General features: G+C 48.9%; 15 protein-coding genes and 3 tRNA genes. 14 read left to right on the top strand and 4 right to left on the bottom strand.

Features of this window, described 5'->3' with window-relative positions:
- Position 1 precedes the first annotated feature (1 nt).
- Together CRO03_RS11700 and CRO03_RS11695 are read right to left on the bottom strand one after the other, a co-directional pair.
- Positions 2 to 949, bottom strand: coding sequence for an alpha/beta fold hydrolase (locus CRO03_RS11700; protein ID WP_097111811.1), 948 nt, complete (start codon positions 947 to 949; stop codon positions 2 to 4).
- Between the two features lie 94 nt (positions 950 to 1,043).
- Positions 1,044 to 1,117 (bottom strand) — tRNA-Gly (locus CRO03_RS11695).
- A 236-nt stretch (positions 1,118 to 1,353) separates the two neighbouring features.
- Here CRO03_RS11695 and CRO03_RS11690 point away from each other — a divergent pair.
- Both CRO03_RS11690 and CRO03_RS11685 read left to right on the top strand, forming a co-directional pair.
- Positions 1,354 to 1,620 carry a DksA/TraR family C4-type zinc finger protein gene (locus CRO03_RS11690; RefSeq protein ID WP_097111810.1) on the top strand — a complete coding sequence of 89 codons (267 nt, stop codon included), beginning with the start codon at positions 1,354 to 1,356 and terminating at the stop codon, positions 1,618 to 1,620.
- A gap of 59 nt (positions 1,621 to 1,679) precedes the next feature.
- Entirely contained in the window at positions 1,680 to 4,406 is a 2,727-nt protein-coding gene (locus CRO03_RS11685; protein WP_097111809.1) for a DUF2339 domain-containing protein, read from the top strand.
- On the opposite strand, the gene radD is transcribed toward CRO03_RS11685, so the two are convergent.
- Entirely contained in the window at positions 4,395 to 6,158 is a 1,764-nt protein-coding gene (gene radD / locus CRO03_RS11680) for a DNA repair helicase RadD (protein WP_097111808.1), read from the bottom strand. The genes CRO03_RS11685 and radD overlap by 12 nt on opposite strands.
- Positions 6,159 to 6,317: 159 nt before the next feature.
- Between radD and CRO03_RS11675 the strand changes: the two genes are divergently transcribed.
- The gene (locus CRO03_RS11675; protein ID WP_097111807.1) at positions 6,318 to 6,716 is read left to right on the top strand and encodes a hypothetical protein; all 399 of its coding nucleotides are present in this window, start codon (positions 6,318 to 6,320) and stop codon (positions 6,714 to 6,716) included.
- Here the strand turns inward: CRO03_RS11675 and yhbY are convergent, their stop codons facing one another.
- On the bottom strand, positions 6,717 to 7,013 hold the full coding sequence (gene yhbY / locus CRO03_RS11670; RefSeq protein ID WP_019675844.1) for a ribosome assembly RNA-binding protein YhbY: 297 nt from the start codon (positions 7,011 to 7,013) through the stop codon (positions 6,717 to 6,719).
- 82 nt (positions 7,014 to 7,095) lie between these two features.
- Here yhbY and rlmE point away from each other — a divergent pair, with 82 nt between their 5' ends.
- The 11 genes from rlmE (at position 7,096) to infB (ending at position 18,373) form a co-directional block, all read left to right on the top strand.
- Positions 7,096 to 7,725 (top strand): 23S rRNA (uridine(2552)-2'-O)-methyltransferase RlmE, encoded by a 630-nt coding sequence (gene rlmE, locus CRO03_RS11665; RefSeq protein ID WP_097111806.1) that lies wholly within the window; start codon positions 7,096 to 7,098, stop codon positions 7,723 to 7,725.
- Between the two features lie 56 nt (positions 7,726 to 7,781).
- Positions 7,782 to 9,704 carry an ATP-dependent zinc metalloprotease FtsH gene (gene ftsH / locus CRO03_RS11660; RefSeq protein ID WP_245861629.1) on the top strand — a complete coding sequence of 641 codons (1,923 nt, stop codon included), beginning with the start codon at positions 7,782 to 7,784 and terminating at the stop codon, positions 9,702 to 9,704.
- Positions 9,705 to 9,835: 131 nt separating this feature from the next.
- Positions 9,836 to 10,675, top strand: a complete 840-nt coding sequence (gene folP, locus CRO03_RS11655; protein WP_097111804.1) for a dihydropteroate synthase — start codon at positions 9,836 to 9,838, stop codon at positions 10,673 to 10,675.
- Positions 10,672 to 12,006: a phosphoglucosamine mutase gene (gene glmM, locus CRO03_RS11650; protein ID WP_097111803.1), complete on the top strand. Its 1,335-nt coding sequence runs from the start codon at positions 10,672 to 10,674 to the stop codon at positions 12,004 to 12,006. Before folP ends, glmM begins: the two co-directional genes overlap by 4 nt.
- Before the next feature lie 120 nt (positions 12,007 to 12,126).
- The gene (tpiA, locus tag CRO03_RS11645; RefSeq protein WP_097111802.1) at positions 12,127 to 12,864 is read left to right on the top strand and encodes a triose-phosphate isomerase; all 738 of its coding nucleotides are present in this window, start codon (positions 12,127 to 12,129) and stop codon (positions 12,862 to 12,864) included.
- A 2-nt stretch (positions 12,865 to 12,866) separates the two neighbouring features.
- The gene (secG, locus tag CRO03_RS11640; RefSeq protein WP_097111801.1) at positions 12,867 to 13,190 is read left to right on the top strand and encodes a preprotein translocase subunit SecG; all 324 of its coding nucleotides are present in this window, start codon (positions 12,867 to 12,869) and stop codon (positions 13,188 to 13,190) included.
- Between the two features lie 12 nt (positions 13,191 to 13,202).
- Positions 13,203 to 13,287 (top strand) — tRNA-Leu (locus CRO03_RS11635).
- Between the two features lie 75 nt (positions 13,288 to 13,362).
- Positions 13,363 to 13,439: transfer RNA gene (locus CRO03_RS11630), tRNA-Met, on the top strand.
- A gap of 237 nt (positions 13,440 to 13,676) precedes the next feature.
- Complete coding sequence (gene rimP / locus CRO03_RS11625; RefSeq protein WP_097111979.1) at positions 13,677 to 14,132, top strand: ribosome maturation factor RimP; 456 nt, start codon at positions 13,677 to 13,679, stop codon at positions 14,130 to 14,132.
- Positions 14,133 to 14,166: 34 nt separating this feature from the next.
- A complete protein-coding gene (gene nusA / locus CRO03_RS11620; protein WP_097111800.1) occupies positions 14,167 to 15,663 on the top strand; it encodes a transcription termination factor NusA in 1,497 nt (498 codons plus the stop codon).
- Between the two features lie 25 nt (positions 15,664 to 15,688).
- Positions 15,689 to 18,373: a translation initiation factor IF-2 gene (gene infB / locus CRO03_RS11615; protein WP_097111799.1), complete on the top strand. Its 2,685-nt coding sequence runs from the start codon at positions 15,689 to 15,691 to the stop codon at positions 18,371 to 18,373.
- Positions 18,374 to 18,449 lie beyond the last annotated feature (76 nt).

Raw genomic sequence — 18,449 nt, 5'->3', positions numbered from 1 at the left:
GTTACTCCTTTAATGCTGCAGCGATGCGTTGGTTAAGCCAGGATGGTTGGTCCAGCATGATAAAATGCCGTGACTCATTATTAAACTCAAGGTTAGCGTTAGCAATAGTGGCAATTTGTTGCTGATACAGCGCTGCAGCCGCTGTGCGCTGCTGAGCATTTTGTAAGGCGCCACTGGCACCAATTAACAGTACTTTGCTTTGAATCGTATGTACCTGCCCCCGTAAATCCGTAGTAAGCAATTCATACACAGCCTGGCCCACACTGGCCGGATCTGAAGCCTTAGCCATCGCCACTACTTGCTGTTGATGTTCAGTTGAACTTGCCTGAATTTGTACTCCTTGCGCAGCCATGTTTGCCAGTTGCTCTGCAGTCATACCCTGATAAAGCGTTCTGAAATATTCGGCTTGCGGTGTTACCTGAGCGACTGTGGTGTTGGCATCACGGCTAAATACCGGCGCCAGAAAAGGCAGGCCATCTACCGCAATAATATTACCAATTTTATCAGGTGCGCTGCTGGCTAAACTAAAGGCCAGAAAGGCGCCTAAACTATGGCCAACCACTGCTGGCCGCTGCAGTTGTTGGAGTTCAATGTAGTTAAGTAAATCGCGCTGCACCCGCGGCAGCAGCTCGCCGCTAATGGCTGGCGTACCGGCAAAGCCGGCAATGCTGATTAAGTGCAGCTGATATTCACCAGCCAACGCTTCGGCAGTTGGCCGCCACACCCTGGCGTCAGACATTAACCCCGGGATCATAATAACCGACTTACCTTTGCCGATAACTTCGACCTTAAAGCTCTGAACGCTAAAGCTATCTGTCGCATCTGCTTTAACATTGGCAGCTAACATGCCGCCAACAATGGTTAGGCTGATAACAAAGTAAGTCCAGAAACCGGGTTGTTTTTTAGTGCTGGTGTTGTTATCAATGCCGTTTTTTATACTGCTGTTCATAAAAAATTCCTTAGTAATAAGTGAGTGACATTACTAAGTACCGGCAGCAGGATGTGCTGTGACAAAAAATATGAAAAAGTTTCGGCTTTAAAATTGGAGCGGGTGGCGGGAATCGAACCCGTGTCTAAAGCTTGGGAAGCTTTCATTCTGCCATTGAACTACACCCGCATGCTATTACCATGCTAAGTACCGCGCTAAATTACTGCAGCAATAGCCTTGTCGTCAACGAGCAAATATTTGGAAACTAACTAAATACCATTAGGTGATGCTAACAGCATTAAAACGTAAAGATAACATTAGTTGTCTGAACAGTATGAGCTGAGTATCGAGTCAGACATACTATAATCGCAGCTGATGCTAATCTTACTATTAAGGCAGGTAATTGTAAGAGACTGGAGAATACTATGGCAGGCGGTTGGTCACGCGATGGCGCCGTACAGGACCAAATTGACGCAAGCGTTGACGATGCAGTGCAACGGGTGCGAAATAAATTGACTGCAGGTGACAGCGCCGTTCATTGTGATGAGTGCGACAAACTTATTCCAGAGCCGCGCCGCAAGGCGGTGCCGGGAGTGCGACTATGTATTGCGTGTCAGGCTGCGCTGGAAAAAGAAGACACTAAAGCGGGCGGCATTAATCGTCGGGGCAGCAAGGATAGTCAGCTTAGATAAATTTGCTTTAAGGCTGCACAGTTTTTATGCTGGATTAACTTTATGTAGGGAAGCGCAGCATGTTTAGTGTAATGGCGGTGTTAGTGGTGTTGCTGGTACTGATTGGCTCGGTATGCGGCATTATTGCTTTAGTGCAGCTGAGTGGCTTGCGTCAGCAACTGGCGATGTTGGCAGTGCAATTGCAACGGCTGCAACCCGCTTCGCAGCACAAGGCTACACAAATTACTCAAGCTGTCTTAACTTCAGACCCGAAAACCCCTGACCCGAAAATTCCAAGCTCAGATATTTCAGAGGAAGCGTCAGCTAATAAGCCTGTCTTCGCGGCAGCATCGGCAGAAACCTCTGCCATGGAATTTATTGCACCACTTAACGTAAACCTGAGCGCTACTGCAAATATTGATATGGCTGGTTCGCAGGCGCAGCCAGCAGGGACTAACTGGCTGGGCTGGCTGGAGCGGCAATTAATTGATCGTGGCATGGTATGGCTGGGCGGGGTAGCGCTGGCGTTTGGTGGGGTTTTTCTGGTGCGTCACTCGCTGGACGCTGGTTGGTTTTCACCTGTTTTGCGGATTGGCAGTGGCGTGGTGATGGGTTTAATACTGCTGGCAGCCAGCGAATGGTTACATCGTAAACGGCTGTTTAGCCAGGCGCTGGACAATTATATTCCGGCAGCGCTGGCCAGTGCCGGCTTTATTACCTTGTATGCGGCTTTATTAATGGCTTACCAGTTTTATCAGCTGTTGCCTGCCGGGCTAACCTTTGGCTTGCTGGCAGTGGTAGCGGTAAGTGCTTCCTGGTTCTCACTGCGTCAGGGGCCGATTTTAGCGGTAATTGGTATTGTTGGTGCTTATGCTGTGCCGCTGCTGGTAAATACCGGCAGCAACAATTTAGTGGCGTTGCTGCTGTATATTGGCGCTGTTACCACGTCATCGGTATTGGTTGAGCAGCGGGTGCGGCGGGCCTGGTTGTGGTATCTGCCAATGGCAGCTCACTGTTTATGGTTGCTGGTGGCAATTAGCAGCAGTAAGGTCTCGCAAGTTTGGCTGCTATGGCTGGCCCTGATAGTAAGTATGGCTTTACTGGTCTGGCTACCGCGAATCGGCTGGCGTGGTCGACGGATGCAATGGGCAAGTGTACCGATTGCCACCTGGTGGCCGCCATTGCGCGAGCATGGCCTGGGCCTGGTAATATTGCTGTTAAGTCTGTTCTGCTTGTGGCAATTCAACAACCTGACCAGCTATCTGGCGGTTACCGGTTTGATAGTACTGCTTTACCTGATGGCTGCCACAGATGGCCGGTCTGAGTTGTGGTTATGGCTGGCGGGTGCTGTGGCGCTGTGCTGGCTGGTGCTTAACCCAATAGATTCAGCCGAATCGCTGCAATGGTTAAGTGGTCCTTTGCTGCAAATTCAGTTGTTGTTAGCACTAATGTGTATGCCTTTACTGATGCGTTTCTGGTTAGTCAGCCGCTTCCATTGGTCGGCGGCGCTGGCTGTGTTGCCGGTGTTGCTATTAGGGCTTAGCTATAACCTGGCTGATAATACAATTCAGCAGCAGTTGCAGTCAGGCTGGATGCTGTATGCAGCCCTGCTCGTTATAATGCAGGCGTTACTGGCCAGGGCGCTGACTAGCAGCGGCCGGCTGCCTGCGCTGGCGTTTATTCATAGCGCCGGGGCGAACTTTGCGCTGACTTTTTGCTTTACCCTTTATTTACAGGCCGCCGCACTGACCGTGGCGATTGCCGCCCAGTTAGTGCTGATGTCGCTGCTCAGTTTTAAGGCGAAGTTGCCGCTACCTACCTGGCTGGTAAAAGGCTTAGTTGCCATTGTTTTACTGCGTTTGACGTTAGCACCGCTGCTTGGCAGCTATGAAGGCATTACTATGCTGGGCCTGCATTGGTCGTTGCTGGTGTACCCCATAACCCTGGGCTGTCTGGCAGCAGGCTGGTGGTTATGGCGCGGCAGTGCTTTGCAGGCAGTGTTGGAAGGCGCATGTTTACATGTGCTGGCTGTATTTATTACCGTGCAGACGCAGTACTGGCTTAATGCTGAGCAGCTTAATTTCAGCCAGCTTAATTTTACGACGATGGCAGTTCATAGCTTTAACTGGCTATTGCTGGCAGTGGTGTACCAGTGGCGTAGTTATCGGGCGGCTGGTTTGCAGCGCTTATACCGCCTGGCCTGTGGCGCATTGTTGTTATTAGCAGGGCTATTTCAGTTGCAATTGAATACCAGTCTGAACCCGTTTTTCAGTCAGCAGCCGCTTGGCAGCCTGCCAGTGTTTAATGTAATGCTGCTGCTTTGGGGCTTGCCGGCGTTGCTGTGTATGTTATTAGCCCGTCTGGGTGGGGCGCAGCAGCGCGCAAATATTTACCGGCCTGCCGGCTACTATCTGGCAACTGCACTGCTGCTGCTTTATCTGCTTGGCAGTGTCCGGCATTTCTGGCAGGGACAAAGCATCAACTTGTCGTTAGCGACCAGCAATGCCGAACATTACAGTTATTCCGTGATATTTCTGCTGCTGGCCCTACTGACCGTGGTTATTGCAGAATTAAAGCAGTGGCCGCTTCTTCGCAAAGCTGGTTTTGCATTGTTGCTGCTTGTCGTATGTAAAGTCTTTATTTTTGATTTAAATGAGCTGAGTGGCTTGTTGCGGGCTGCGTCTTTTATTGGTCTGGGCTTAAGCCTGGTGCTGTTAAGTGCCTTGTTTCAACGCTTGCAGCAACGGACAAAAGGTAACCCGCCCCCGGCAAAAGAACAAACCACCGATCCGGGGTTAGTCAGCTGAACCTGAAAAAGTGGCAGGATTGTGATAGCGGCCACTGTAATCAAAAAAGCTGTCCAGCTGCTGCCAGCCTTTGGCTTGCTTTTTTAGCAGAATAAGCTGTGGCATCCGGAATTTATCCTGATCGGCTACCAGCTCGCCGGCTGTTTGGTAGTTTTTAGGTTTAAGCCCCGGCGTGCGGTTGTGGGGGTGGACAAACAGCGCATATAGCGCCCGGCGCTGGGCGGCGGTATCCAGTTTAAAATGACGGTAAAACGGGTTGCCATCGATGTCCAGATACTGCACCTGCAGCACGCCTTGTTGATCACTGAGTAACATTTGCTGACAACGAAATAAATGATGATGTTGCTTGCTTAACACTTCTTTTAAGCGTTTATCCGGGTCGATAAGTTGCGACTGACAGTGCTGGCAAACCCGGGCAGCTATGTCATTTTCACCACCGCAGTCCGGACAAATCCGGGCTCTGAACCGGTAGTTGCATTGTTTGGGAATAGCGTTGACACTGTGTTCCACTAAGCCCTGACAACGCCGGCCATAATGCTCAATAATATCGCCATCGTTATCAACCAGCCCCCAGAAAACATTGGCAAACCGGCAATCCGGGCAGGGTACCTGTACCGGCACAGCTTTGCTGGCTGGCCGCGGGCTGCCCACTTCGGGGTAAAACAAATCATAGCCATTGGCAGCGTAATCAATAATCAGGCACTGCGTTTTATCCGGTGCGCTGCGCAAACCACGGCCGACCATTTGCTGAAATAAACTGACTGACGCCGTGGGTCGCAAAATGGCAATAAGATCAACATGCGGCGCATCAAAACCGGTCGTTAATACCGCGACATTCACCAGAAACTTTAGTTGTTTTGCTTTAAAAGCCGTAATCAGCTGGTCGCGCTCGGCATTGGCAGTTGTGGCGGTAAGCAGGCCAGCTTGCTGGCCGTTGTCCTGCAGCAGGCCCAGCACTTCGTTGGCATGACGTACCGTTGCGGCAAAGATAATCACACCTTGTTTGTTGACCGCCAGCTGGCATAACTGGCCGACAATAAGCCTGGTTGCCCGGCCCATTTTGCCAAGTACAGATTCAATTTGTTGGTCGCTGTAATCCATGCCGCTCAGTGGCTGCAAACTGCTAAAGTCGTATTGAGCTGACAATCCATCCAACAATACTGGCTTGGCTAAATAGCCTTTGTTAATTAAGGGCCGCAGCGGCAAGTCAAAAATACAGCGCTCGAAACTTGCTTGTTCAGTTGATCCTATGCGGCCATGATAATGGCTCTGATAAATCCAGCCCGTACCCAACCGGTAGGGGGTCGCTGTCAGGCCAAGCACTTTAAGAGCCGGGTTCTGCAGGCGCAAATGGCTGAACAGCAGCTGATACTGACTGTCTTCACTAAGGCTAACCCGATGACACTCATCAATAATCAGCAGTGAAAATGTCTGATTAAACTGATCCAGATTGCGTCCTGCTGATTGCACACTGGCAATAACCGTTTTAGCTGAGCTGTCTTTCTGATTGAGGCCGGCTGCAAAAATACTGCCCGTAGCAGTAAGTAAGCTTACTTTTTCGGCATTTTGCGCTACCAGTTCTTTAACATGGGTAAGGATCAGTACCCGGCCTTTTGCTACTCTGGCCAGCTCGGCTAATACCAGGCTCTTGCCGGCACCGGTAGGTAGCACCATCACCGCGGACTGATTACTTTGCTTAAAATGCGCGACGGCGGCGTCAACCGCTTGCTGCTGGTAGTCTCTTAGTTGCATGATATTTTCAAGGGCTTGTTAAGTATATTAATTTGACAAGTTACTAAGGGTTGATAACCAAGTGCTATCTATACATAAATTCTTACAATTTTAGAACAGGTCAGAGTTTTGATTTGTGCCGTTTAGGATAGAGTAACCGGTAGTTGACTGGAGTTACTAATGAAAAATAAAAAAGCATTCAGTCTGAGCCTGGAGCAGCGTGTGCTGTGGGTGAGGGCAGATGGCATCTGGAATGACCGTACGGCAAATGACTATGTGCAGGAATTTCGGCAATTGGTGCAGCCGATAGTGGCTGAGCCATGGGCTGTAGTGCTTGATATACGCCACTGGCAATTAAGCCCTGCCGGGGTATTTAGTGTGTTAAATGACAATACACGTTGGTGTTTCGAGCATAACTTACGCCACGTGGAAACGATCTATGCTGATAATGCAGTTGTAATGTGGCAGTTTGTTAAAGCAACAGATACCGCTAAACCCGACGACCTGGTAAGTCAGGTTGCGGCCGATGAAGAGGCTGCCCGCAAAGCATTACAGGCAGCAGGTTTTTTAACTGAATAATCAGCCGCGCGGTAACTGAATTTTCTTTGCTTCACTTTGCCGATATAACACCAGGGTTTTACCAATAACCTGTACCTTGTCGGCTTTGGTTTCACGGATGATTGCATCCATAATCAGCACTTTTTGCTCGCGATCTTCAGTTGGCACTTTTATTTTAATCAGTTCATGAAAGCTCAGCGCGACTTCAATTTCAGCAACAACGCCTTCAGTAAGGCCATTTCCACCCAATAAAATAACGGGTTTAAGCTCGTGAGCTTTGGCTTTTAAAAATTGTTTTTGTTTATTGGTTAAACTCATAAAGGTAGAATATCCGGATTCAAGCTTGATTTTCGTCTATTGTAGCGCCATCTCAGGCATAACACTATTTAAGAGTGGTAACATGACCAAGAAAAAGCGCTCCGCCAGCTCAACTCGCTGGTTGAAAGAGCATTTTGATGATCACTTTGTCCAAAAAGCACAGAAGTTAGGGCTACGTTCCCGCGCTTCGTTTAAATTGGAAGAAATTCAGCAGCAGGATAAGCTGATGAGACCGGGCATGACCGTTGTCGATTTGGGCTCGGCGCCTGGCAGTTGGTCGCAGTATGTGGTGGGAGTGGTAGGCGCATCGGGCACGGTGATTGCGTGCGATATTTTACCGATGGACCCGCTGGCTGGTGTGGCTTTTTTACAGGGTGACTTTCGGGAAGAGGCGGTATTGGATGCCTTACTGAGCCGGATCGGCGGCAAGACCGTAGATGTGGTATTATCTGACATGGCACCGAATATGAGCGGTAATGATACGACCGATCAGGCCCGCTCCATGTACCTGATCGAACTGGCACTGGATATGTGTCAAAAAGTTTTGAAGCAAAATGGCAGTTTTGTGGTCAAAGTGTTTCAGGGTGACGGTTTTGAAGCCTTTTTGAAGGATGTCAGAGCCATGTTCACCACCGTAAAAATACGTAAGCCCGATTCATCCCGTGCCCGGTCACGGGAGACATATATCGTGGCGACCGGCTTCAAAGTTTAGTACAGTAGCCGGTAACTTTTTATTAAGCGAAGAATGAGGTTATAACCTTGAGCGACATGGCAAAAAATCTGATTGTCTGGTTGGTTATCGCAGTAGTACTAATGTCGGTGTTTAATAGCTTCGGCCCCAGTGAAAATGCAGACAGGCAAACCAGTTATACTCAGTTTATCAAAGACATAAATCAGGGCCAGATCCGCGAGGTCAAGATTGAGCGCAGTGGTGTCATTACCGGTTTGCGCAGCAGTGGTGAGCGTTTTGAAACGGTGTTACCGGTAAACGATCCGCAACTTATGGCTGATTTACTTAATAATGACGTTCGGGTTATCGGTGCTAAACCAGAAGAGAGCAGCTGGTTGGCGACTATTTTTATCTCCTGGTTCCCGATGTTGTTGCTAATCGGCGTCTGGATTTTCTTTATGCGCCAGATGCAGGGCGGCGGTGGCAAAGGTGCCATGTCGTTTGGTAAAAGTAAAGCGCGACTGATGGGCGAAGACCAGATTAAAACTACCTTTGCTGACGTTGCCGGCTGTGACGAAGCGAAAGAAGAAGTGTCTGAGCTGGTTGATTACCTGCGTGAGCCGTCGCGGTTTCAGAAGCTAGGCGGCAAAATTCCCAAAGGCGTATTAATGGTAGGTCCGCCGGGTACCGGTAAAACCTTGCTGGCTAAAGCTATCGCCGGTGAAGCGAAAGTACCATTCTTTACTATTTCCGGTTCTGATTTCGTTGAAATGTTTGTTGGTGTTGGTGCTTCACGTGTTCGGGATATGTTTGAGCAAGCCAAGAAAGCTGCCCCATGTATTATCTTTATCGACGAGATTGACGCAGTGGGCCGTCAGCGCGGTGCCGGTTTAGGCGGCGGTCATGATGAGCGTGAGCAAACCTTAAACCAGATGTTGGTAGAGATGGATGGTTTTGACGGTAATGAAGGTATTATTGTTATCGCTGCCACCAACCGGCCAGACGTGCTTGACCCGGCGTTATTGCGCCCGGGCCGTTTTGACCGCCAGGTAGTGGTAGGTTTACCAGACGTCAAAGGTCGTGAGCAGATTTTAAAAGTGCACATGCGCAAAGTGCCATTGGCAGATGGCGTGGATCCTTCGGTTATTGCTCGTGGTACCCCTGGTTTTTCGGGCGCTGACCTGGCCAACCTGGTTAACGAAGCCGCCTTATTTGCTGCCCGCAGCAGTTGCCGGGTAGTGTCGATGGACGAGTTTGAAAAAGCCAAAGACAAGATCATGATGGGTGCTGAGCGCCGCTCTATGGTGATGACCGAAAAGGAAAAGGAGGCTACGGCCTACCACGAAGCCGGTCATGCCATTGTTGGCCGGTTAGTACCAGATCATGATCCGGTTTATAAAGTGAGTATTATTCCACGCGGCCGGGCATTGGGCGTTACCATGTATTTACCCGAGCGTGACCGGGTAAGCCATAGCAAGCGTCATTTAGAAAGTATGATTAGCTCGCTGTTTGGTGGCCGGATTGCCGAAGAAGTGATTTATGGCTTCGAATCTGTCACTACTGGTGCATCCAACGATATTGAACGTGCCACCGAGTTAGCCCGGAAAATGGTTACCCAATGGGGCTTCTCAGAAAAGCTGGGGCCGTTATTGTATGCGGATGAAGATGGCGAAGTATTTTTAGGCCGTTCGGTCAGCAAGAATAAACATATGTCAGAAGATACGGTGAAGGCAATTGACGCTGAAATTCGGGTCTTTATTGATCGCAATTACGTTCGGGCTAAAAAGTTGATTGAAGAGAATATGGATATTCTGCATTCGATGAAAGATGCGCTGATGAAATATGAAACTATTGATGCTAAACAAATAGACGATTTGATGGAGCGTCGTGAAGTGCGCCAGCCTGAAAACTGGGAGCCCCGTGACAGCGGAAACAGTGACGATGATAGCGCGGGTAAGGCTAAGACAGAGAGTGAAGGTCCGGTAGCTACCGATAAACCCTCTGAAGGTAACTTGCACTAATTGAGACATTAATTGCTGCATTAAGAGCATGCACAGAAAGCATACTCTGGTTATACTTTAAACCCCGGTCCTCCGGGGTTTGTTTTTTTCAGAAACGCATTTTTCCAAAGTAACTTTTTAAAGGTAATAATATGCTGCTGCAACTCCCCGGTCAGCGCCAGTTAGATTTATCCCAACCGGCTGTGATGGGAATTTTAAATATCACACCGGATTCTTTTTCTGACGGTGGCCAGCATTTATCGCCAGCGGCTGCATTGCGCCAGGCTGAGCAGATGCTGGCTGATGGTGCAATGATTCTGGATATTGGTGGAGAATCGACCCGACCCGGCGCGGCAGCGGTGTCGTTGCAACAGGAGTTGGACAGGGTAGTTCCCGTAATAGAAGCTATCAGGCAGCGCTTTGACTGTGTGATATCGGTAGATACCAGCAAAGCCGGGGTGATGTCAGCGGCCGTTAAGGCAGGCGCCGATATGATTAATGATGTCCAGGCGCTGCAGGGCGATGGGGCGCTGGCATGCGCCGCAGAATTAAATGTACCGGTTTGTCTGATGCATATGCAGGGACAGCCCCGCACTATGCAGCAACAGCCGCAGTATGACGATGTGGTTGTCGAGGTAATAAAGTTTTTACAACGACGAGCATTAGATTGCCAGTTTTCAGGTATAAGTAAAGACCAGCTGATACTCGACCCCGGATTTGGCTTTGGTAAAACACTGAGCCATAACTATCAGTTATTGGCAGGCTTGGAACAATTAGTAAAATTGGGTTATCCGGTATTGGCTGGTATGTCGCGTAAGTCGATGATTGGGCAATTACTGGATATACCGCTCGACCAGCGTTTGGCAGGTAGTCTGGCATGTGCCACAATTGCCGCACTACAGGGTGCCCGGATAATTCGGGTGCATGATGTAAAAGAAACGGTACAGGCAGTACAGGTAGCTACTGCAGTGCGCTACGGAGTGAAAGCATGAGCAGAAAATATTTTGGGACTGACGGTGTGCGGGGCCGGGTAGGTGAGTTTCCGATCACGCCGGAATTTGCGATGAAGCTGGGCTGGGCTGCTGGTCGGGTGTTGTCGGCCCGTGGTACCCGCAAAGTATTAATTGGCAAGGATACCCGGATTTCAGGCTACCTGCTGGAAACAGCGCTGGAGGCCGGCCTGGTCGCTGCAGGAGTAGATGTTCGCTTGTTAGGACCGATGCCAACGCCGGCGGTTGCCTATTTAACCCGAACGTTCAGGGCTGAGGCTGGCATTGTCATCAGTGCTTCACACAACCCATATTATGACAATGGTATTAAGTTTTTCTCGGCTGATGGTACCAAATTGCCCGATGACGTTGAGCTGGCAATTGAATACGAGCTGGAACAGCCGATGGTTTGTGAGCCGTCAGAGAAGCTTGGCCGGGCAATGCGGATAGATGATGCCGCAGGACGTTATATTGAGTTTTGTAAAAGTCATTTAAAAAACCACTTATCGCTCAAGGGCCTGAAAATTGTCGTCGATTGTGCTCATGGCGCGACGTATCATATTGCACCTGCTGTGTTTAAAGAGCTTGGCGCTGAAGTCATTGCTATTGGGTGTAAACCTGATGGTTTCAATATTAATGATAAGTGTGGTGCGACTCATACCGACTTATTGCAACAGACAGTTTTGGAGCAGCAGGCCGATCTGGGCATTGCCTATGATGGCGATGGTGACCGGGTAATGATGGTCAATCAGCAAGGACGAGTGCTGGACGGTGATGAGATTGTTTATATTATTGCCCGCTATGCCCAGCGTGAAAATATTCTGCAAGGCGGCGTTGTCGGTACGTTGATGAGTAACCTGGGTCTGGAGCTAGCCCTGCAGGCATTGGATATTCCTTTCGCCCGCAGCGCTGTAGGTGATCGTTATGTTATGGAGCTACTGCGTGAGAAAAACTGGCGAATTGGCGGTGAGAATTCGGGGCATGTTCTGAACTTAGATCACGCCTGCACCGGTGATGGCATTATAGCTTCGTTGCAGGTATTAAATGCTATGCTGGTTACAGGCGAGAATCTGACCCAGTTAACAGAAGGCATGCATAAACTGCCACAGGTACTGGTAAATGTTAAATTTGAAAAAGGTACTGCGCCGCTGGAGAAACAGCACGTAAAACAAAAAATAACTGAAGTGGAAACGTTACTGGCCGGCAAAGGCCGGGTACTAATTCGTAAATCAGGCACCGAACCGCTTATCCGGGTAATGGTTGAGGGTGAAGATGCCACTCTGGTTCGTGACTATGCCGAGCAAATTGCGGCGGCGGTTAAGCTGGCAAGTTAACCTGAAGCGACTGCGGTTGCACATTATAACCGCAGTTGGCCGCTGACAATGCTGGTAAAGCTTGTTCTCAGCGGATGGCTTGGTTAGTATTCCGATGATTTTAAATCAGGAAATAATGTTATGTCTGCAAAAAAACTGATCGCTGCCAACTGGAAGATGAATGGATCCAGGGCACTGGTAGAGGCTGTTGTGCAGCAGTTAACAAATTTGAATTCCGCGGTGGATGTGTTGATCTGTCCGCCTGCTACCTTACTGTCAGCATTTCCCGTCAGCAGGCATTATAAGTTGGGGGCTCAGAATGTAAGCGAACATGACGAGGGCGCTTACACTGGTGAGTTGAGTGGCAAACTCATTATTGAAGCGGGTGCAACTTATGTATTGGTTGGTCATTCTGAACGCCGGCAATATTATGCCGAATCAGATGTAATGGTATGCGCAAAAATTCAGCAGGCAGTGAGCGCCGGTTTAACGCCAGTACTTTGTATTGGCGAAACTTTAATCGAGCGACAGCAAGAAAATACCGAGCAGGTTATTGCGAAACAATTAGCGGCGGTGTATGCTTCGCACCCCGAATTACTGGTGAAATCAGTAATTGCTTATGAGCCTGTCTGGGCTATCGGCACGGGTGAATCGGCAACACCGGAGCAGGCGCAGGCAACCCATGCGTTTATCCGCGGGCAGCTTGCTCAATATGATGCCATAGCAGCAGCGAAAGTAAGAATTTTATATGGTGGCAGTGTTAACGCGGCAAATTGTCAGGCGTTATTCGCGCAAGCCGATATTGATGGTGCGTTAGTTGGCGGTGCCAGCTTAAAACCTTCAGAATTTATGCAAATTTGCCAAAGTGCAAAGGACTAAGCATGTACGAGATTATTATTGTAGTTTATTTATTGGTGGCTATGGCCTTAATTGGTCTGGTCTTGATTCAGCATGGTAAAGGTGCTGACATGGGTGCAGCCTTTGGTGCGGGTGCGTCTTCTACTGTATTTGGATCATCGGGTACCGGTAACTTTTTAACTAAAACCACCACTATTCTGGCAACATTATTTTTTGTGCTGAGTATCGTACTGGGTAATTACACAGCTAAGCAAAGTGTGCCGGTCGATGAATGGGATTTATCTGCTCCGGTTGTGGAAGAAGCGCCTGTTAAGAAAGATGATAACAGCGACATTCCGGTAAACTGACCTCTCTTTTCTGCCGAGGTGGTGAAATTGGTAGACACGCTATCTTGAGGGGGTAGTGTCTTCGGACGTGCGGGTTCAAGTCCCGCTCTCGGCACCAACTATATTCGTAGCTTTGCTATGCAAGGCTTGCGATAACAGGCAAGGCGCTATATAATACGCGCCATTACACGGACGCGGGATGGAGCAGTCTGGTAGCTCGTCGGGCTCATAACCCGAAGGTCGTCGGTTCAAATCCGGCTCCCGCAACCAAGTTTTAGGTTATACAGTTATAAAGACAGCGCCCTCTGGCTCCTCTTTATAACCGTAGGGCGAAGGTCTGAAATCAGGCTCCCGCAACCAAATTTTCAACAATATTCATTGGCGATATGAGTGTTGTTCGGATGTTATTTCGCCCCGCTTGTTCGGGGCGTTTTCGTATCTGGCGTGTCAGTTTTAAGCAGTAATGGGCGCTATGCCCATTTTTTATTGGTGTATTCGGAGGTCTTTTTGACTAAACAAGAACAACAACTGGTAGAGTTGTTGAGCCCGACAGTTACCGCTGCCGGTTTTGATTTATGGGGTATTGAGCTGCTCAGAGCTGGCAGGCATACCACGCTACGATTGTATATTGATCACAATGACGGTATTACCGTTGAAAATTGTGCTTTAGTAAGTCGTGAAGTCAGTGCTGTGCTGGATGTTGAAGATCCTATCCCAACCGAATATACCCTTGAGGTGTCATCACCGGGCTTAGCCCGGCCGCTGTTTACTGACGCACATTTTACTCAGGCAATAGGTCAGCAGATCGAAGTTAAGCTGACGATAGCACAAGAAAACAGAAGAAAATTCAAAGGCATGTTGCAGGCGATAGACGCTGACATGTTGGTTATGGAAGTCGATGGCAAACCCTATCGTTTGCTGATGGATAATATAGACAAAGCAAACGTAGTACCGGTTTTTTAAGGTATTCGGGTCGCGTCAGAACGAGGCAGATACAATGGCAAAAGAGATATTATTAGTTGTCGATGCAGTATCGAATGAAAAATCAGTACCACGGGAAAAAATTTTCCAGGCACTGGAGTTTGCATTAGCTGCAGCCACTAAAAAGAAAAACGAAGGCGATATTGAAGTGCGGGTTAATATTGACCGCAAAACCGGCTCTTACGAGACGTTCCGGCGTTGGGAAGTGGTTGCTGATGATGCGGTGCAGGAACATCCTACCCGTGAAATCACCCTGTCGGCGGCACAATATGATGCGCCGGAAGTACAAATTGGCGATTTTTACGAAGAGCAAATAGATTCTATCGAATTTGACCGGATCACCACTCAGATGGCTAAACAGGTTATTGTGCAGAAAGTGCGTGAAGCCGAGCGGTCTCAGGTGGTGGAAGCTTATATTGATCAGGTTGGTGAACTGGTAACCGGTATTGTTAAAAAAGTAAACCGCGATAGCATTATTGTCGATTTAGGTAACAATGCTGAAGCCATTTTACCGCGCGAAGAAATGTTGCCACGGGAAACGTATCGTCCAGGTGATCGCATTCGCACCTTATTATTTGATGTAAAACCAGAAGCACGTGGTGCTCAGTTGTTCTTAAGTCGTGCCCGGCCAGAAATGTTGCTGGAGTTGTTCCGGATTGAAGTGCCGGAAATTGGCGAAGAAATGATTGAACTGCGCGGTGCTGCACGTGACCCGGGTTCACGGGCGAAAATTGCCGTTAAAAGTAATGACCGCCGGATAGATCCGGTTGGTGCCTGCGTCGGTATGCGCGGTTCACGGGTGCAGGGCGTATCAAACGAACTGGCCGGTGAGCGGGTTGATATCGTGTTGTACGATGACAACGATGCGCAATTTGTGATCAATGCCATGGCGCCGGCTGAAGTCGCTTCCATTATTGTTGATGAAGATGCCCACTCAATGGATATCGCGGTTGAAGATTCTAACCTGGCAATGGCGATTGGCCGCAATGGTCAAAACGTACGCTTAGCCAGTCAGTTAACCGGTTGGGAACTGAATGTAATGTCAGTATCCGATATGAAGAAAAAGCATCAGGAAGAAACTGAGAAAGTACGCCAGGCCTTTATGGATGCACTGGAAATTGACGAAGACTTTGCCGATGTGTTGGTTGATGAAGGTTTCTCAACGCTGGAAGAAGTTGCCTACGTGCCAGTGAGTGAGTTGTTGTCTATTGACGGTTTTGATGAAGAAATTGTTGAAGAGTTACGTGGCAGGGCAAAAGCGGTACTGACCACCCGCGCGCTGGCCAGTGAAGAATCACTGGAAGATGCCAAACCAACCGAAGCGCTGCTGGCGCTGGAAGGGTTAGATACCCATACTGCTTATGTTATTGCCAGCAAAGGTGTAACGACCCTGGATGACTTAGCTGAGTTAGGTGTCGACGATTTATTAGATATAGCAGATATAACTGAACAGAAAGCGGCAGAGCTGATTATGGCGGCGCGTAATATTGTTTGGTTTAGTGAAAGTAACTGAGTAGTCAACGGAGGTAACAACACAAATGGCAGAAGTCACCATAGAGAAGCTGGCCAGTGATGTCGGTACAACTGTTGATCGGTTAGTACAACAATTTGCTGATGCAGGTATTACCAAGGCTGCAGGGCAGCAAGTATCTGAAGATGAGAAAAAAACGCTGCTTTTGCATTTAAGTAAGCAGCACGGCGGTAAATCGTCAGAGCCTTCAAAACTGACCTTAAAGCGCAAAGAAAAAACCACGTTAAGTGTGGCCGGTGGCGCCGGGCGCAACCGTGAGATTCAGGTTGAAGTGCGCAAGCAAAAAACCTATATCAAAAAGCCAGTAGTCGATGAAGCGACATTAAAAGCGCAGGAAGAAGCGCGTTTAGCAGAAGAAAAAGCTAACACCGAAGCAAACCGTGCCCGCCAGGAAGCTGAGCAGAAAGCGCGTGAAATTGCTGCTGCTAAAGCGAAAGAAGAAGCTGAACGTAAAGCCGCTGAAGCGAAAAAACGTGAAGAAGCTAAGCAGGCGCAGCTGTTAAAAGACGACCCTGAAGAAGCCGCGCGCCGTGCAGCCAAAGAAGAAGCGAAGCGTGAAGCTGAGCATATTCGGCAGCAGCAGGAAGCTGAAGCATTACGTAAGCTGGAAGAAGAAGCCAAAAAACAAGCTGAAGCAGCCCGAAAACTGGCTGAAGAAAACAGTGAGCGTTGGGCGCAGGAAGAAAAAGCGAAGTCGACTGAAAAAGACGACTATCACCTGACCAGCAATGAGTTCGCTAAGCAAGCTGAAGACGAAGTTGATGCCAAAGAAGAGCGTGCAGGTCGTCGTGGTGTAGGTAAAAAAGCGCCTCCAGCCAAGGGTAAAAAGAAAGACGACGGTAACGATAAAGAAGCCTTTAATCGTGCAAACCGTCATACCAAGAAGAAGAAGACGCCAACCAGCATGCAACATGGCTTCAATAAGCCTGCGCAGCCGGTAGAGCGGGAAGTGAAAATTGGTGAAACCATTACCGTAGCCGAACTGGCAGCGAAAATGGCGGTAAAAGCGTCTGAGGTTATCAAAACCATGATGAAAATGGGCGCAATGGCGACCATTAATCAGGTAATTGATCAGGAAACTGCGGCCATTGTTTGTGAAGAAATGGGCCACAAGTTTACCCTGACCAAGGAAAACGAGTTGGAAGAAGCGGTCATGTCAGACCGTGCCGGCGAGGGTGAACTTGAGCCGCGGGCACCGGTAGTTACCGTAATGGGTCACGTTGACCATGGTAAAACCTCACTGCTGGATTACATTCGTAAAGCGAAAGTAGCTGACGGTGAAGCCGGTGGTATTACTCAGCACATTGGTGCCTATCACGTTGAAACAGACCGCGGCATGGTTACCTTCCTCGATACGCCAGGTCACGCTGCCTTCACTTCAATGCGGGCACGTGGTGCTAAAGCAACTGATATTGTAATCCTGGTTGTAGCCGCTGATGATGGCGTGATGCCGCAAACTAAAGAAGCCATTCAGCATGCGAAAGCAGCAGGTGTGCCATTAGTTGTTGCGGTCAACAAAATTGATAAACCAGAAGCTGATCCGGATCGGGTGCGTAACGAGTTATCTCAGTTTGATGTTATTTCTGAAGAGTGGGGCGGTGATACCCAGTTTGTCCAGGTATCGGCGAAATCTGGTCAGGGTATTGATGACCTGCTGGAAGCTATTCTTAACCAGGCAGAACTGCTGGAATTAAAAGCGGTGAAGAACGGCCTGGCCCGCGGTGCGGTTATCGAGTCTCGACTTGATAAAGGTCGTGGCCCGGTTGCGTCTATCCTGGTACAGGAAGGTACGCTTAACCAGGGTGATATCGTGTTGTGTGGCTTTGAATATGGCCGGGTACGGGCAATGCGTGACGAAAATGGTCGCGAGATTAAAGTTGCCGGTCCGTCTATTCCGGTAGAAATACTGGGCCTGTCTGGTGTGCCGCAAGCGGGTGATGAAGTTACCGTGGTTAAGGATGAGCGTAAAGCGCGGGAAGTGGCGTTGTATCGTCAGGGTAAATTCCGTGATGTTAAACTGGCCCGTCAGCAAAAAGCCAAGCTGGAAAACATGTTTGCTAACATGGAAGAAGGCGATGTGTCAGAACTTAATCTGGTACTGAAAGGTGACGTGCAGGGTTCAGTACAGGCAATTTCTGAATCACTGGCTAAACTGTCTACTGAAGAAGTTAAAATCAAAATCATCGGTAGTGGTGTTGGTGGGATTACTGAAACTGACGTTACCCTGGCTGCAGCATCACAAGCCATTATCATTGGTTTTAACGTTCGGGCTGATGCCTCTGCCCGTAAGATGATTGAAGATGAAGGCCTTGACCTGCGTTACTACAGCATTATTTATGAGCTGTTAGACGAAGTCAGAGCCGCAATGACCGGTATGTTGGCGCCAGAGTTTAAACAGCAAATCATTGGTTTAGCTCAGGTTCGTGACGTGTTCCGTTCACCGAAGTTTGGTGCCATTGCTGGTTGTATGGTTACTGAAGGTATGATTAAACGTCATGCACCAATTCGGGTACTACGTGACAACGTGGTTATTTTCGAGGGTGAACTGGAATCGCTGCGTCGCTTTAAAGACGATGTTAACGAAGTCAGAAACGGCTTCGAGTGCGGTATCGGCGTGAAAAACTACAATGATGTTCGCGAAGGTGATCAGATAGAAGTATTTGAAACCATTCAGGTTGAACGTACGTTATAAAGTAGCGCTGGCCAACAAAACATAGTACAGGGGCCTTTAGTGCCCCTGTTGTGTTCTTCCCGGCACCAAATTTGGA

It is taken from the genome of Arsukibacterium tuosuense (assembly GCF_900215315.1).
Taxonomy (GTDB): domain Bacteria; phylum Pseudomonadota; class Gammaproteobacteria; order Enterobacterales; family Alteromonadaceae; genus Alishewanella; species Alishewanella tuosuense.
The sequence above is the reverse complement of the archived record's forward strand: the minus strand, read 5'-3'. Positions and strand labels throughout refer to the sequence as shown.

What these genes read in the sequence shown, in the direction of transcription:
- CRO03_RS11700 (WP_097111811.1), bottom strand. Translation starts at nt 949, where the DNA reads ATGAACAGCAGTATAAAAAACGGCATTGATAACAACACCAGCACTAAA.
- CRO03_RS11690 (WP_097111810.1), top strand. Translation starts at nt 1,354, where the DNA reads ATGGCAGGCGGTTGGTCACGCGATGGCGCCGTACAGGACCAAATTGAC.
- CRO03_RS11685 (WP_097111809.1), top strand. Translation starts at nt 1,680, where the DNA reads ATGTTTAGTGTAATGGCGGTGTTAGTGGTGTTGCTGGTACTGATTGGC.
- radD (WP_097111808.1), bottom strand. Translation starts at nt 6,158, where the DNA reads ATGCAACTAAGAGACTACCAGCAGCAAGCGGTTGACGCCGCCGTCGCG.
- CRO03_RS11675 (WP_097111807.1), top strand. Translation starts at nt 6,318, where the DNA reads ATGAAAAATAAAAAAGCATTCAGTCTGAGCCTGGAGCAGCGTGTGCTG.
- yhbY (WP_019675844.1), bottom strand. Translation starts at nt 7,013, where the DNA reads ATGAGTTTAACCAATAAACAAAAACAATTTTTAAAAGCCAAAGCTCAC.
- rlmE (WP_097111806.1), top strand. Translation starts at nt 7,096, where the DNA reads ATGACCAAGAAAAAGCGCTCCGCCAGCTCAACTCGCTGGTTGAAAGAG.
- ftsH (WP_245861629.1), top strand. Translation starts at nt 7,782, where the DNA reads ATGGCAAAAAATCTGATTGTCTGGTTGGTTATCGCAGTAGTACTAATG.
- folP (WP_097111804.1), top strand. Translation starts at nt 9,836, where the DNA reads ATGCTGCTGCAACTCCCCGGTCAGCGCCAGTTAGATTTATCCCAACCG.
- glmM (WP_097111803.1), top strand. Translation starts at nt 10,672, where the DNA reads ATGAGCAGAAAATATTTTGGGACTGACGGTGTGCGGGGCCGGGTAGGT.
- tpiA (WP_097111802.1), top strand. Translation starts at nt 12,127, where the DNA reads ATGTCTGCAAAAAAACTGATCGCTGCCAACTGGAAGATGAATGGATCC.
- secG (WP_097111801.1), top strand. Translation starts at nt 12,867, where the DNA reads ATGTACGAGATTATTATTGTAGTTTATTTATTGGTGGCTATGGCCTTA.
- nusA (WP_097111800.1), top strand. Translation starts at nt 14,167, where the DNA reads ATGGCAAAAGAGATATTATTAGTTGTCGATGCAGTATCGAATGAAAAA.
- infB (WP_097111799.1), top strand. Translation starts at nt 15,689, where the DNA reads ATGGCAGAAGTCACCATAGAGAAGCTGGCCAGTGATGTCGGTACAACT.